Source organism: Methanobrevibacter sp. (assembly GCF_045126245.1).
GTDB lineage: Archaea > Methanobacteriota > Methanobacteria > Methanobacteriales > Methanobacteriaceae > Methanocatella.
Window position 1 is genome coordinate 1 of record NZ_JBGVOG010000099.1, and the last position, 16,437, is coordinate 16,437.

Genomic DNA, 16,437 nt, shown 5'->3' on the forward strand with positions numbered 1-16,437 from the left:
TTGGTCACAATGTGTCTGCAGGGATTGTGATTATACAGGGCCAATCATTGAAGGAAACGATGAATTGGCAGAAGAAATTCATGAAGCTTATGTGGAATCTTTAAAAGACAGTGATGAATAAAAATATTGGGGTTGAGCGAAATGCTAGGATTAAATAATAAAAATCAAGTTGATGAATCTTTTAAAAATCTTCCTAGTGATGATTCATATACTATGGTTTCCGTTTTATTTTCAAAAAATAACAAAATTGGTGTAAATGCATTGTCACTTACAATATTGGATTTAATCAATAAAGGTCAAATCAAATGTGACATTGATTTAGACGATTCATATGGTGTGGGTAAAAAATTAACCCCTGAGGATATGGAAGTCATGAAAAAAATAACTCTCAGAATCTCAAATAAAGGTGAGTTAAAGACTTCCGAAACATTGGCAATTAACTTGCTTAAGAACATGAATAAAAACAAGAAATTCAACTTAAAATCAATGGCAAAACAAACTAACATCACTTCAATCGCCAATAAATTTGCCGATGACTTTAACGAATTCGTCAGGGCTCTTAAAAATGAAAATGATTATGATGGCGAAAATTACAAGGATATTCTACAAAATGCCAAATTAACAAGCAGGGGAAAAGAAATCAAAAAAGAATGGAAAAAATTCCAGGACTATTTAAAGTCAAAAGAATTAACAGAAAAATATCCTCCAGAGTCTGTAGAGGAAAATTCAATGCAAATACTTTATGGAGCATGCTTTGGTATTGAAAGAGATGCATTGGAAATAAGGCAAAACAACACCATCCTAACAGATTTCATTGACAAGGACGGATATAAGTTATTAAATATAATATTCAATAATGCATTGTTGAACGTAAACACAAAAAGAAAAGGCACTGGCATATTTTATGGTGTAAACGATAAATATACTATTCCTGGTGGGGGATAAACCTCCATTTTTTTTTTAAATTAAGTTTAGATATTAAGTGATTTATAAATTAATTTATTTTTTCTAAAAGCATTTCCATATTAAAAACAGTAACACTCATATATTTACTTATATATGATTAAAAATATAATTATAATTATGAATGAGTTTAGCAGTACTGATGAAAAGATAATTCGGGCTACATTTGAAATTCTTCAAAAGGAAGGTTTCACCAAGGCAACTACTAAAAAAATAGCTGCTGAGGCAGGGGTAAACGAAGTAACTATTTTTAGAAATTTTGAAAACAAAAACAATTTGGTTGAGACTACAAAAAATTATTATCTGCAGTTATTCATTAATCAGTTAAAGGAAATCTTTAGATTTGAAGAAGATGATGAAATTGAAGAATATCTCAAAATTTCTTTTTATGGCATTTTAAATCTTTCGGATGAAGATTTCAGCATTATTCGTGTAGCTATGGAAGAAGTTAGAGAGGTTTCTGAGAAAAAGCTTTTGATATCAGAGATTACCGATGTAATATTAAATGAATTAGAAGAATTCTTCAAATTAAAAATAGAAAAGGGCATAATTAGGGAAGTCAATCCTAAATCATTAGCCATCATGTGCTTCGGTATGTTGTTCCAGTCTGTTATATTGTGGAAAATATATAATAAGGATCTTGATTTTGAAACAAATTATTATGCCGATGACTTAATAAATATAATGTTTGAAGGTATTAATCCATAATTCGATCTCCTAATAGATATTTCCGAAACAAATCGAGATATCAATAATTTCTTAAACATGTTAAATGATTGAATAAAAGTTTGTTTATAATTATTTTTTAAAATAAACTTTTTTTTACTATTTTTATATTATTTAAAGATGTAAGCGAGTACTTACATTCGAAAAACTTTATATGTTGACGTTTTCATATTATTTATTGTGCTTGGAATTGAATTTTTAATAATTAAGCACATATTCATAATTAACTCAAACGGTGATAATATGAAATTTAGAAATATATTCATTTTATTATGTGTGTCTTTACTTTTGATGGGTGCGGTTAGTGCACAAAAAAACGTAAATGACTTTCAAGTAGATAAATCTTATAATTCAGCATACTATGGAACCTATAATTCATTGTATTTGAATGAAAAACAAGACTCTGGAATCACTATTTACAAATATTTAGTTGGTGATGTCGATGATGATAATGACGCTTATGATAATTTAATCCATGATGAAGGCCGAGATTATTTGACTCCTGATGATGATATGAAAGTCGATAAAAACGCAGATAATACCGCTAATTTCACAGACAGTGATCATGCACAACACGGTGTTGTTGAAATGGTAAATATCGATGGTGAAGATTTTGTTATTGTATTCTGGGCAAAAGATTCCAGCAATATAAGTAACTCAGATTTAATTTCCCAATTAAATGAATTTAATAAGGAAAATCATCTGGAAGCTATTGCATTCTAATCATCTCTCATTTTTTTTTAATTTTAGATTATTTTACTTTCACATTTTTTTCATTATTTTAGGCCATATAGTTCATTAACATTATATTCGATCAATTCAGATACATTGTAATGGCTGGCTATTCCAATTTTATAGTTTTTGATATTAAATAAATTAAATCTTAAATTCTCATTGTCGTTTTTAAGCTTGATTTTATCATCAATTATTATTTCAAAGCTATCCAGTTTTAAATTCATCCCCAAACCGGTATATTTCATATAGCTTTCCTTTAAAACCCAATATTTGAAAAACTCATCTGGCTTGTTTTTGCTCTTCATGATATTTTCATATTCGCTGTTGTAGAAGTAATGCCGGGCTATGTTTAAATCAATTTTAGGGTCAATATATTCTACATCTGTTCCAACTTCCATATCTGATATTGCACACAAAACCATTTTACCGGAATGGCTTAAATTAAAATGAATGTTTTCATGATTGGATATGTATGCCTTACCATATTTTTCAGTTTTAAAGATAGGATCTGTGATGTTTTGTTCATGCAATAATTTTTTTAAAAGAAGATAAGCTCCGCAACTCAGTTTTTTATCTTTTTCAAATCTGTAAAAATCTATTTTTTCCTGGCGATTTTTAGAAACTAAGCCATAACCCTTTATCAAATCCAATTTTTCTATGTTACAATAAGCTAATTTAATCATTTTTAACAAGTATAAATGATATTGATAATCATTTTAATTCAGATTTCATTATTCTATTTTTTTAATTATTTTCAAGTGATTTTCACCATTAATATACTGATAATCAAGTTTATCTGCCATTTCCTTTGTTAAAAAAATGCCTAGTCCTCCAATATGGGCTTCATCAATATTGTTTGGCAGTGTGGGATTTTTTTTTAAAAGAGGATTAAATTCTATTCCATTGTCTATAAATTCAATAGTTAATGTAGGTTTATCATACTTAACATTGATTGTTAGAAAGTCTGTTTTTGAGTAATTAACGATGTTTGTAAAGACTTCTTCAACTATTAAATCAACTTTAAGATCTTCCTTTAAAATAATTTCATGAATAAAATCAGTTAATTTATATAATTCATTAATATCTACAGTTAGATTTATGGATTTCATTCTATCTTTAAGATTTTATCAAAACCTGACATTCTGAATATTTCATTTATAGTATCATTGACATTTTTAATAGTCATTGGAATGTCATCTTTTTTTAATTTCTTTTGAGTGGCAATTAAAACTCTTAAACCTGCACTTGAAATATATTCGACATTAGTAAAATCGATAATTAAAGAGTCAAAATTACCTAATTCATCATTTATTTCTTTGTCTAAGTCTTGAGAAGTAATGGTATCAATACGACCATCGATACAGAATGTTAATTCTTTTCCATTATAATTTTTTGTAATTTCCATGATAATCATCTTTTAATTGGTTATATTATAATTTATTTGGTTATTAACATTTAAATATTTTGTTATACAAAATTTAAATATAATTAAATTATTTTGGTGAATTTAATGAATTTGTTTAATTTATCTTCGGCACAAAAAATGTTGTTATTTTCAGAGTTAAATAACCCTCAAAACGATTCTTTTTATCTTAAATTTAGGAAAGATTATGATTTAAATGATTTTGAACATGTAAAATCAGCTATTACATATATTTGTCAAAATTACTTAAATTTGCAAATTAAGCATGATGAACATGGCGATTTTAAACAGTATTATGTTCCGGGGGTTGATGTTGAGATTGAAACATTTGATGTAAATGATGAAAACATTGATGAGTTTATTGAAGACTATTTGGATAAACCATTTGACGATATTTTTGATTCTCCATTATATAAGTGGGCTGTTTTAAAAACATTTGATTCAACAATTCTTATTGGTGTTGTTCAGCATATTCTGCTTGACGGAACATCACTTTACTCAATTCTTCCACAGGAAATTGAAAAATACATAACTTGCATAAAAAATAATGAGGAATATTCACCTATTGACTATTCGTATAAAACTTATGTTGATGCCGAAATCGATTATTTAAATTCTGATGAAGCCATTGAGGATAAGAGGTATTGGTTAGATACTTTAAAGGATTATTCTCAGGATTGGTATTCTTTTGATGATTCACAACTTGGATATTTGGAAGTTTTTTTAGATAAAACTCCTAATTTAGGATACTCTCCATTCATTACTGCATTTGCACTTAACTTTTTATATCTTGCAGAATCTAAAAAAGGCAATGTGTCATTTAAAGATTTAGTTTTAAATACTTCTGTTCACGGAAGATACTTTAATCAGGGCGATGCATTGGGAATGTTTGTAAATACAATTCCTCTGAGATTGGAATATGATGAAGAAATAACTTTTGATGAATTGCTGGAATATTCAAAGGCTGTTTTAAAAGAAGGTTTATCTCATGCAAAATTACAATTCAGTGAATATACAACCGATTTGAGAAATGAAGGTATCGATCCAGATTGTATTTCTATGATTTCAATTGTATCAAACTCCACTGATACTGATTCAAAATTCTTAACGCTACAAAATGACATTAAATTTCCGTTGCACTTTAGAATAAACAAGAATTTCTCAGATAAAAAAGGATTACAATCCATATTTATTGAATATGATAAATCTTGTTTTAGTTCAAAAGAAATTGAGTTAATTGCAAGAGGCATTAAAAATTTAGCAAAACAGGTTTATGAAGATTCCTCTAAAAAATGTAGGGAGTATGATGTTAGGGTAGTTGACTTTTTTAAAGCTGAAAATTATTACAATAATTTAATCAGTTCCTTTGATAATCCAACTGCTATTTCACCGGATGTTAGTGGAGATAAAATAAACTATAAAATAATATCTAAAGCAATCGATATTGAAAAATTAAAAAATTTATCAAATATGCATCGTTTATCAAAGAAAAAATTATTGCTTGCAACATTTTTATTTAATTTGACCAAATTCACATTTTCTAAAGATATTTTGATTTCCTATAATCGCGTAGCTACAGGTTACCATTTTAACACTGATTTCACTGTTGAAGAATATTTAAACGATTTTAAACAAAATTTTGAGGAATATAATAATTATCCTCTTTCAAATAATCAGAAATTAAATTTTAAAAGTGAAATATTATTCTTCATTGATTCCTATCACAATGAAGACTATAAATTCATATTTAATTTTGAAAGCGGAAAGATTAACATTTCATATGATGAATCCGTATATTCAAAAGAATTAATGTCATCATTTTTAGAGTCTATGGATGTTTTATTGGATAAATTCGCATCAAATGATGAATATCTTAAAAATATTTCCATTTGCGATACTTTAGATTTAGATGAAGACTTTAAAATTGAACTTGCAAATGAGGGATTAATAAATGAAATCTTTGAAAATTGTGTTCGAGAAAATCCTCAAAAAACAATACTTTATGCTGAAGACGCTGAGCTTACTTATGATGAGCTGAATAAAAAAGCAAATAAGATTGCCAATAGTTTAATCAAACGCGGAGTCAATGTTGAAGATAGAGTAATGTTCATGATGAGAAGGAACAGCGATTTAATAGCTACTGTTTTTGGTATTGTCAAAGCAGGTGCGGCATTCATTCCAATTGATCCAAATTATCCAAAAAACAGAATCAACCAAATTTTGGAGGATAGTGATTCAAAATTTGTCATTACTTCTTCAGAAATTGATTATGATGGTGAAAACAGGATAAACGTTGATGAATTGCTTGCGGAGGAAGATGATTCGAACCCGGATATTCATTTAACTCCGGATAACTTGTGTTTCTTGATTTATACCTCAGGTTCAACCGGAAAGCCGAAAGGCGTTATGATTACTCATAGGGGAATTTCAAACTATATTGCTAATGTTGAAGAAAATGTTCCAATTTATGAGTTAAATCATAAGTGCAACAAGTTTATTTCAATTTCCACTGTTTCGTTCATTGTATTTTTGAGAGAAATATTTGGTACAATATTAAATGGTCTTCCGGTGGTCTTTGCAAATGATGGACAGGCTATTGATCCTTTGGAATTAGTTGGATTGTTTGAAAAGAGCGGTGCTGAAGGATTTGGTTCAACACCAACCAGATTGCTCGAATATTTACAACTTGAAGAAATTCAGAGTGTTATCGGAAACTGCAAGGTAATTATTGTTGGTGGTGAAGGATTCCCTCCGGTATTATTTGATAGATTGTCAAAATACACTAATGCAGATATTTACAACTCATATGGGCCAACTGAAGTAACAATTGCATCACATTATAAATTAATTGATTCACCTAATGTCACTGCAGGATGGAAAATGCTAAATGTGGTTGATAAAATAATGGATATTGATGGAAATCAACTACCTGCTAATGTGTCCGGTGAAATCTATGTTGGTGGTGCAGGAATTGCGAGAGGTTATCTAAATAATCCTGAACAGACAGTAAAAGTCTTTTTAACATTAAACGATATTCCTTATTATAATACTGGGGATTTTGGTAAAAAGGATGAAAATGGGGAACTTTACGTTTTAGGGCGAAACGATACTCAAATTAAACTCAGAGGGTTAAGAATAGAATTATCTGAAATTGAAGGTGCAATCGCAGATTATAAAGATGTAACTCTCTCAAAGGTCGTAGTCAAAGAAATTAACTCTGTAGAACATTTGTGTGCCTATTTCACTGCTGCAACAGAAATTAATACTGAAGATTTAAAACAATTTTTAACAGATTCTCTTCCGGAATATATGATTCCTTCATATTTCACACAACTAAATGAATTCCCAAAAACGCCTAATGGAAAAACAGACTTTAAAAACCTGCCTGACCCGGAGATTGACGTTGATGAATTCATAAAACCAAGAAATAAAATTGAAAAGGAGTTATTTAATATTGTTTCTGATATTTTGGGCATTGAAGAGTTTGGTGTAAATACGGATTTATTCAGCATAGGTTTAACTTCATTATCAGTAGTTAAATTAACTTCAGCAATTTACAATAATTTGAATGTGCAATTGAATGTCACAGAAATATTAAGTTATAAAACAATTGAAAAAATAGCTTCTGAAATCAAAATCACCGAGGATGAAGTGAGGGATGTTCAGGAGTTATATCCATTAACTTCAAACCAACTTGGTATTTACTTTGACTGCATTAAAGATCCAGAAAAATTATCCTATAACCTGCCGAAGAAAATTGAATTCAGTGAAGGCATTGATGCAAATAAACTCAAAAAATCTATAATTCAAACAATTGAAAATCATCCGTACTTGAAGACAAGAATTATTATGGAAAGCGGTGAGATTTACCAACAAAGAAGGGATGATTTAAGGATTGATGATGTAATTGAATTATCAGAAAATGATGATATTGAAGAATTTGTAAAACCATTCAAATTAGATGAAGGGCCGCTATTCAGATTTAGAATTGTAAATGATAATATATTGCTTGCTGATTTCCACCATATCATTGTTGATGGGACTTCTCTAAATATTTTATTTGATGAAATTGCTAAAATTTATGATGGTAAGGACTATGAACTAGAAGAGCTTGATGGGTTCGAATATTCGTTAAATGAAATTAAAACTGAACAATCAGGTTTATATAAGGAAGCCGAATTGTTCTTTTCCAATAAAATAAATGAAATTGATGAAGCAACAATTATAGCCCAAGATATTAAAGGCAATGAAGAAGAAGGCAGTGTAGCAATTGATGATATTTTCATGAATAAGGAAATTGTCGATGAGTTTTGTGAAAAATTGAAAATCAGTCAAAATAATTTATTCTTAGCGGCATTCTCATTTACTATATCCAAATTTGTTTTCAATAGAAAATTATTATTTGCAACACTTTCAAATGGTAGATTCAATCCAAACCAACAGAAAACAGTTGCTATGATGGTTAAAACTATTCCTTTGATGTTTAAATTGAATTCACAATTAAATGTTAAAGAATTTTTTGAACATGTCAATAAAGAATGGTTAAATGTTTTAACTTATTCTGCTTACCCATTAACCAAGATTTCAAATGATTATGATATAACTCCAGAGATTTTGTATGCGTATCATGGAAAAATCATTGAGGATATTGAAATTGGTGGAATGAATGTTGAAAGGCAATCTATTGACTTGGACGATTTGAAATTTAAAATTGCCATCAATGTAGTTGAAGTTAACAATCAATATAGAATATTTTGCGAATACAATGATCAGTTATATTCAAAATCATATATCGATTTATTCTTAAAGAGCATGGAAACAATTTTAAATCGATTTATGGTGGATGATATTGAAAATTTAACTTTGCAGGATATTGCACTTGTTGAAGAAAGTGAAGGTGTCGAATTTGATGAAGTTGAACTTCCGTTCCTCCATAAACGTTTTGAAAAACATGTTGATGAAAAACCAGATAATATTGCTCTTGTTGCAAGTGATGATACATTGACTTACATGGAACTTAATAAAAAGGCAAATAGAATTGCCAATGCCCTTATTGAAAAAGGGGTGAAATCTAAAAGCAATGTTTTAGTCATGCTTCCAAGAACCAGTGATTTAATTGCTTCCATTTTAGCGGTTCTAAAGGCGGGCTGCGCATTTATTCCTATTGATCTGGAATATCCGAAAGAAAGAATTGAATATATTTACCAAAACAGTCAAGCGGATTATATAATTTCCGATGTGGCAGACAATAACATTTTGGACATTAAGGATTTGCTTGAAAACGAAAATACCGATAATCCGAATGTCGATATCTCTCCTGATGACTTGGCATATATGATTTACACTTCAGGATCCACTGGAAACCCTAAAGGGGTAATGATTACTCATAAAAATATATGTAACCAAGTTGAAAATCCTAAATCAAAATATTCTAGTCTTTTATGCATCACAACAATATCATTTGACGTGGCTCTTGACGATATCTTGACTTCACTTTCCAACGGATTAAAATTAATATTGGCCAGTGATTATCAAATTAAGAATCTTCCTGAGTTAATTAAATTAATAGATAAAGAAAAACCTGAAGTGGCTGATGCCACTCCTTCTAGACTTGCATCATACTTGGAAGTCAATGAATTTTGTAGGGTTATTGAATGTTTAAAATGCATGTTTATTGGAGGAGAACAATTTTCAACTAAAGTATTTGAAACCTTCAGAAAATACTCTGATGCCATTGTTTACAACAGTTATGGTCCAACTGAAACAACTATCACTTCAAACAACAAAGATGTTGTGGATGTGGATGATATAACAGTGGGTTATGCGCTACATAACTATATAACTGATGTCAGGGATATTGATGGAAATTTACTTCCTTATGGTGTAATGGGTGAATTATACATTGGCGGTGTTGGTGTTGGAAAAGGATACTATAACATGGAGGAGAAAACAAAAGAAGTATTCTTAACTATTAATGACGTTCCATATTATAAAAGTGGAGATTACGCCGTATCCCGACCGGATGGTGAAATTGAAATTAAGGGAAGAATAGATAATCAGATTAAGTTAAGGGGATTGAGAATAGAGATTGGTGAAATTGAGTCCAATATTTATAAATACCCTAGCATAAAAAAAGCGGTCGTAGTTATTAAAAAAATTAATGATTATGACCATTTATGTGCTTATTATACTGCAGAGGATGAAATAGATGCGGATGATTTAAAACAATTCTTGAGTGAAAGACTAACTTATTATATGGTTCCTACAGTATTTATGCAACTTGAAGAAATGCCGGAAACTCCTAACGGTAAAACTGATGTGAAAAATTTACCCGAACCAATTTTAAATAGGGAATATGTTGCTCCTGAAAATGAGATTGAGGCATTCTTTGCGAATTTATTTGCTGAAATTTTAGGGATTGACGATATAAGTGTAACTGATAATTTCTTTGAAATAGGCGGAACTTCACTTCTTGTAACCAAAATCACTATGGAAGCATTAAATAGAAATTATAATCTCAATTATGGTGATGTATTTGCAAATCCAACCCCTAGACAATTGGCTGAATTCATATTATCGGACAAATCTTTTGAGAAAAAATCAGAAATCAAATATGATTACACTGAAATCAATAACCTGCTTTCTAAAAACACTATTGAATCATTTAATAGTGGGGAATGCGAAGACGGATTAGGCAATGTTTTGTTAACTGGAGCTACTGGATTTTTAGGAATTCACGTTTTACGAGAGTTGATTGAAAGAGAATCTGGTGATATTTATTGTTTTGTAAGATCAAATAAAACATTGACCGGTGAAAAAAGATTGGAATCAATTCTGTTCTATTACTTCTCTGAAAGTTATGAGGATTTATTTGATGAAAGATTGCATATCATAGAAGGGGACATCACCAACTTTGAAGATTTTGAGAAAATCATGCCATATCATATTGATACCATAATCAATTGTGCCGCAAATGTAAAGCACTTCTCATCAGGAACCGATATTGAGGATATTAACTTTGGCGGTGTTTTAAACGGACTTAAATTCGCTAAAATGAAAAATATAAAATATGTTCAAGTTTCGACAGACAGTATTGCCGGTGAAAGTATAGATAATTATCCTCCGGTTGATGTCAACTTCACAGAAAATGATTTATTCATCGGTCAAACGATAGATAATCAATATTTAAGCAGTAAATTTTTAGCTGAACGTGCCATTTTGGAAGCGGCCGTCGAGGATGATTTGAATGTCAAAATCATGAGGGTTGGAAATTTAATGGCTAGAAGTTCAGATAGTGAATTCCAGATTAACTTTGAATCAAATGGGTTCATCAATCGTTTAAAAGCTTTTGTTACTATAGGTAAAATGCCGTATTCAATGTTATTGAATAATGTAGAATTTTCACCTATTGATGTGACCGCTAAAGCTATAGTTGAACTTTCAAAGACACCAAAGGAATGTGTTGTTTTCCATGCTTTTGATTACCATAATGTTTGTTATGGCGATATTTTAGAAATTATTAAAGATTTGGGTTTAAATGTCCAACCTTGTGAAGAAGAAGAGTATAATTTAGCTCTGGATGAAGCATTAGCGGATGAAACTAAACAAAGTGGTGTATCCGGTCTTATCACATCTATTGGTTCAGGTAAAGTTAAGAAAATATGGGTGCCAACGGAAAACAGCTACACTATTCAAATTTTGTACCGTTTAGGAATTAAATGGCCTTTCGTATCTGAAAAATATATTTATAACTTCATCAAGTACCTGGATGATTTGGATTTCTTTAGTAATTAGGTGTAAACAATGTATGAAAGAAATTATGATTTATTAAGAAGCAAATTCAAGGAATTCTTTTTTCCAACTTTATTAACCTCTATGGCAGGCAACATTTGTTTATTTGCTGATGGATTACTTGTTAGTTTCTTAATCGGCGCTGACAATTTATCTGCAATCCAAATCATTACTCCAATAATCACATTTATTAATTTGGTGTATTGGATGATTGGATTGGGTGGAAGTGTTCTTTGTTCAGTTTCAAAAGCGGAATTTGATGAGGAAAGAAGCAATAGTTATTTTACAGTTTCAATTATTTCGCTACTTGTTATCGGAGTTCTTTTCACGATAATATGTTTGATTTTTGCTCCGGAAATTATTAGGGCTTTATGTTCTACAAAACCGGAATTATATTCATTAGTTGCTCAATATTATTATGTAATAATTTTTGAAATGCCATTTTTATGTTACGTAATGAGTTTATCTTACTTTATTCGTGTAGATGGTTTTCCTAAATTAGCCTTTAGGGTAATATTAATTTCGAATATCATAAATATTATCTTTGATGTAATATTCATGGGAATATTTAATATGGGTCTTGGAGGGGCAGCATTATCCACTGTTGTCGGTTACGGTATCGGTTCCATTATTATTTCTTATTACTTCTTTAAACCTACAAGAACTTTAAAATTCATTAAACTAAAAGCAAAATCCTTCTTTACTTACCTGAAAAACATTTCAACTTCAGGATTCTCTTCCGCTTCAACTCAACTATATGAAACTATAAGAATATTAATAATTAATGCATTAGTAGGATATTACTTCGGCAAAGGCGGAATTGTTGCATTCGGTATTTGTTTAAACAGTTTGTTTATATTGTTCATATTTATAATTGGAACTTCACAAACCATGTCTCCGATAGTATCGGTTTACTTTAAGGAAGAAGACTACTCCGGAGTGGATTATGTTGTCAAACGTTCATTGAAAATCCTTTTGGTTTCAAGTTTAATATTGTCTGCTTTATTCATTATATGGCCTCAATCTTTGTTAATGTTATTCAGTGTTAAAGATCCTGTAGATGTTCCTATTGTTTTAAATGCAGTAAGAATTTTTTCAGTAAGCTATGTTGGAATGGCAATTGCATTCTTTTATACTTTTTACTCTCAAGCAATACAAAAAAACAAAATATCTACATTAATCTCATTACTTGAAGGATTAGTTATTCCTGTTATAGCGGCAGTAGCATTACCTCAAATATTCGGAGGAGTCGGTATTTGGATTGCACTCGTGGTTACAGAATTTATAACCGTATTATTCATTTTTGCCTATTCAAGATACATTAATCGTAAAACAAATGGGGAATACTCCGGTTTCTTTATTAACAAACATAATGATGAGAAAAATGTATTTGAGTATACAATTGAGGGAAATGTGTCACAAGCAGTTGATTTGTCAAATAAAGTTCAAGATTATTTATCCAGAAACAAATCTGCAACTTTGGTAAGTTTAGCCATTGAAGAGATGCTGGTAAATATCATCAACATTAACGAAAGTGTTGATTCAATTGATGTGATTGTTAGAGATAATGATGAGAATATATTAATATCAATTAAAGATACTGGAATTGATTTCAATCCTGTAATTGAAAATGACAATCTTGAATTTGACAATATCAGTGTTTTAAATAAAATCGCGGATAAAATTGATTACTCAAGAGTATTGGGATTGAATAGTACTGTCATAACAATTAAAAATTAATGTAAATTTAACTTAAGTTGATTAATATGTCCGGTAAAAAATCATTCATTGCAAAAATAGAGGAAGCTATTTTAAAGTCTACTAAACTTAAGTTTATGGATTCAAAGGATAATGTAGATGATTTTCTAAATGATAAATTAAACTCTTTTGACAAACCTCCGAAAAGCATTTTCAAAAGCGTTGACTTTAATGGAACTCAGGTTTTCACTTTCGGTGATGAAAATGCTAAAAATACTGTCCTGTACATACATGGTGGAGCTTACGTTCTCGAAATAAATTATCAGCATTTATTATATTGCTTGTTGCTATCAAGAAAATTGGATGCTTATGTATTAGCGCCGGTTTACCCGCTCGCCCCTAATCATAAAGCTGATGAAACATACGAGATGATTACTGAGCTATATGAAATGTTAATGCCGAGAGGTAATTTGACTTTAATGGGCGATTCGGCTGGAGGGGGTTTCATCCACTCATTTTGCCAATATTTAAAAACTGTAAATCTGCCACAGCCCCAAAGGATAATAACATTTTCACCATGGGTTGACCTTTCTATGAGTAACCCTCCATATGACAGTGAAAACGATCCGATTTTGGGCGAAATTGGTCTTAAGGAAATAGGCAAATCATGGGCAGGTGATTTGGGCACACAAGATTGGAAAGTAAGTCCTTTATTTGGAGATAACACCAACCTGGCCGACACATTAATCTTTGCAGGGGAAAATGAAATATTTTACAGTGATATTAAAAGATTTGCTGAAAATCTCAAAAAGGATGGTGTTGATGTAAGATTAATCACAGGTTCGGGTTTGTTTCATATTTATCCTCTGTTCCCGATTCCCGAGGCAAAAGAAGCATTCAAAGAAATGAAAAAAGAGATAATGGACTAATTATCTCATATACAAAATATATTTTCCAAATCTTGGGATTCTATAGATAATTACAACTGCAGCATAACTGAAGATTATCAATAAAATCCAGAGGATTATTGCTTTTACAGGTTCTGAATAAGGCAATTGAACGACGACTGGAAGCAGTGGCAATCTGAATAGGTTGTGCACTAAAAATACTGCAAATGAATATTTTGACAAGAATGTAACAAGTGGATATGCTCTAACTTTTCCCTTTCTGGAACATAATTCAAATAATGCAAATGATCCTGTTAGAATGAATGGGAATTCATACCATAATGAAAAGTTGTAAGTTTTTGTAAATGCATAATATTGGAATAAGATACATATTGCAAATGATATGATTGTAATAAGTATTAATTTCCAGCTTGAAACATTTTTGAACTGTCCTTTTTTAACCAGATATCCCAGAATTATGTAAATTCCATAGATTCCACCACTAAAACCAAGACAATACTGGATGTTCACGTTTTGAATGCCGTGCATATCCAACACCAGTGTGATAAATGGCAGGAGGAAAGCTAGAAGTGTAAACACAACCGTGGCCTGCCAGATAGTGTCTGTATCAAAATGTCTGATTGCACTTGCAACAAACGGCATTGAAAGGTACATCCCAATAATCATTGGCATATACCACATATGGCTAAAGAACAGGTTTCCTGCTTCACTGTAATTAACTAGGCCGCTTCCAACTGTAATGAATTGCAAACTGAGTGCATAGATTGCCGCCCAGATTACTGTAACAATTATCAATCCTTTACAATTTTTCTGCCAGAACTTACGGACACGCTCATCATCATATGTCCGGTCTAGCAACAGATAACCTGTAATCATTAAAAAGAACGGAACGCCAATACGGCCAATAAACAATGATGCAAAATTGAATACTCTTGAATATATTGTGTAATTCAGTATTGCATCGGATGATATAATAAAAATCCCATCAGTTGCATGAATATATAAAACGGTTAGGATGGCTATTGCCCGTACAAGATCAATCCATTCAACTCTATTTTTACCCATTAGAATTCTCCAATAATAAGTATATATTTTAATATTAATTTTTAATTTAAAATAAATATTTTGAAAAATTCTGTTTTTAAAGTTTTTTTGAGATTAAAATTTATAAATTAATCAAAATATTAAATAGAGATGAAAAAGATAATTTAATAAGTAATATTAATTTTTAAGGAATGGATAATATGGTTAAAACTTATGTTTTTGGACATAAAAGTCCAGATAGTGATTCAATCACTTCAAGTTTAGTGATGGCTAACTTAGAAAAAGAATTAGGTAACAGTGAAGTTAAAGCTTATAGATTAGGTAACGTCAACAAGGAAACTGAATTTATTTTAAATTATTTGGATATTGAAGCACCTGAACTTTTGGAAAGTGTTGATGATGGTGCGGATGTCATTTTAGTGGACCACAACTCCCCTGCCGAATCTGTAGACAATCTTGAAAATGCAAACATTTTAAAAGTTGTTGACCATCATAAATTGGCTCTGGAAACTTCATATCCGTTATTCTTAAGATTTGAACCTGTTGGATGTACTGAAACAATTTTATGCAAATTATATGAAGAAAACGGCATTGAAATTTCAAAGGAAATTGCAACATTGATGTTGTCTGCAATCATTTCAGATACATTACTTCTAAAATCTCCAACAACTACTGATGATGATAAAAAAGCAGTTGAAAAGCTTTCAAAAATCGCAGGTATCGATGCTGAAGAATACGGTTTGGAAATGCTTAAGGCAGGAACTGACTTGAGCAGTTTTTCCATTGAGGAAATCTTGTCTTTGGATGCAAAACAGATTGACTTTAAGGAGGTCAAATCAATTGTAAACCAGGTCAATACTGCCGATATCTGTGATGTTATGGTCATGAAAGATGATTTGGAAGAGGGTATGAACAAAATAATCCAAGAAGAGAACTTGGATTTATTCATGCTTTTGATTACCGATATTGTCAATAGCAACTCTCAGGTAATTGCACTTGGTAAAAATGCAAGTTTAGTTGAAAAGGCCTACGGTGTTAAATTAGAAGATAACACAGTTTTACTTGAGGGAGTTGTTTCTCGTAAAAAACAAGTAGTGCCGATAATGACTGAAAATGCATAATTTTTAGGTTTTTCTAAAATCAAGCATT

General features: G+C 30.4%; 11 protein-coding genes. 7 read left to right on the forward strand and 4 right to left on the reverse strand.

Annotated elements, in window-relative coordinates; genetic code table 11:
- The first annotated feature begins 141 nt into the window (after nucleotides 1-141).
- The 3 genes from ACJMLZ_RS07295 (at nucleotide 142) to ACJMLZ_RS07305 (ending at nucleotide 2,412) form a co-directional block, all read left to right on the forward strand.
- Nucleotides 142-945, forward strand: a complete 804-nt coding sequence (locus ACJMLZ_RS07295; protein WP_405304967.1) for a DUF2207 family protein — start codon at nucleotides 142-144, stop codon at nucleotides 943-945.
- 138 nt (nucleotides 946-1,083) lie between these two features.
- The gene (locus ACJMLZ_RS07300) at nucleotides 1,084-1,671 is read left to right on the forward strand and encodes a TetR/AcrR family transcriptional regulator (protein WP_405304968.1); all 588 of its coding nucleotides are present in this window, start codon (nucleotides 1,084-1,086) and stop codon (nucleotides 1,669-1,671) included.
- A gap of 261 nt (nucleotides 1,672-1,932) precedes the next feature.
- Nucleotides 1,933-2,412 (forward strand): hypothetical protein, encoded by a 480-nt coding sequence (locus tag ACJMLZ_RS07305; protein WP_405304969.1) that lies wholly within the window; start codon nucleotides 1,933-1,935, stop codon nucleotides 2,410-2,412.
- A 53-nt stretch (nucleotides 2,413-2,465) separates the two neighbouring features.
- On the opposite strand, the gene ACJMLZ_RS07310 is transcribed toward ACJMLZ_RS07305, so the two are convergent.
- From ACJMLZ_RS07310 to ACJMLZ_RS07320, 3 genes are read right to left on the reverse strand one after another with little or no spacing between them, the layout of a single operon-like run.
- The gene (locus tag ACJMLZ_RS07310; protein WP_405304970.1) at nucleotides 2,466-3,107 is read right to left on the reverse strand and encodes a 4'-phosphopantetheinyl transferase family protein; all 642 of its coding nucleotides are present in this window, start codon (nucleotides 3,105-3,107) and stop codon (nucleotides 2,466-2,468) included.
- Nucleotides 3,108-3,155: 48 nt separating this feature from the next.
- Nucleotides 3,156-3,533, reverse strand: coding sequence for an ATP-binding protein (locus ACJMLZ_RS07315; RefSeq protein WP_405304971.1), 378 nt, complete (start codon nucleotides 3,531-3,533; stop codon nucleotides 3,156-3,158).
- On the reverse strand, nucleotides 3,530-3,829 hold the full coding sequence (locus ACJMLZ_RS07320) for an STAS domain-containing protein (RefSeq protein WP_405304972.1): 300 nt from the start codon (nucleotides 3,827-3,829) through the stop codon (nucleotides 3,530-3,532). The genes ACJMLZ_RS07315 and ACJMLZ_RS07320 overlap by 4 nt, the downstream gene beginning before the upstream one ends.
- A gap of 105 nt (nucleotides 3,830-3,934) precedes the next feature.
- Between ACJMLZ_RS07320 and ACJMLZ_RS07325 the strand changes: the two genes are divergently transcribed.
- Genes ACJMLZ_RS07325 through ACJMLZ_RS07335 form a run of 3 tightly spaced genes read left to right on the forward strand, consistent with a single transcriptional unit; the run spans nucleotide 3,935 to nucleotide 14,265 of the window.
- Nucleotides 3,935-11,641 (forward strand): amino acid adenylation domain-containing protein, encoded by a 7,707-nt coding sequence (locus tag ACJMLZ_RS07325; RefSeq protein WP_405304973.1) that lies wholly within the window; start codon nucleotides 3,935-3,937, stop codon nucleotides 11,639-11,641.
- Between the two features lie 9 nt (nucleotides 11,642-11,650).
- Complete coding sequence (locus tag ACJMLZ_RS07330) at nucleotides 11,651-13,378, forward strand: MATE family efflux transporter (protein ID WP_405304974.1); 1,728 nt, start codon at nucleotides 11,651-11,653, stop codon at nucleotides 13,376-13,378.
- Nucleotides 13,379-13,404: 26 nt separating this feature from the next.
- The gene (locus ACJMLZ_RS07335; protein WP_405304975.1) at nucleotides 13,405-14,265 is read left to right on the forward strand and encodes an alpha/beta hydrolase fold domain-containing protein; all 861 of its coding nucleotides are present in this window, start codon (nucleotides 13,405-13,407) and stop codon (nucleotides 14,263-14,265) included.
- On the opposite strand, the gene ACJMLZ_RS07340 is transcribed toward ACJMLZ_RS07335, so the two are convergent.
- Nucleotides 14,266-15,309 carry an acyltransferase gene (locus ACJMLZ_RS07340; protein WP_405304976.1) on the reverse strand — a complete coding sequence of 348 codons (1,044 nt, stop codon included), beginning with the start codon at nucleotides 15,307-15,309 and terminating at the stop codon, nucleotides 14,266-14,268.
- 170 nt (nucleotides 15,310-15,479) lie between these two features.
- On the opposite strand from ACJMLZ_RS07340, the gene ACJMLZ_RS07345 reads away from it, so the two are divergent.
- A complete protein-coding gene (locus ACJMLZ_RS07345) occupies nucleotides 15,480-16,409 on the forward strand; it encodes a manganese-dependent inorganic pyrophosphatase (RefSeq protein WP_405304977.1) in 930 nt (309 codons plus the stop codon).
- Nucleotides 16,410-16,437 lie beyond the last annotated feature (28 nt).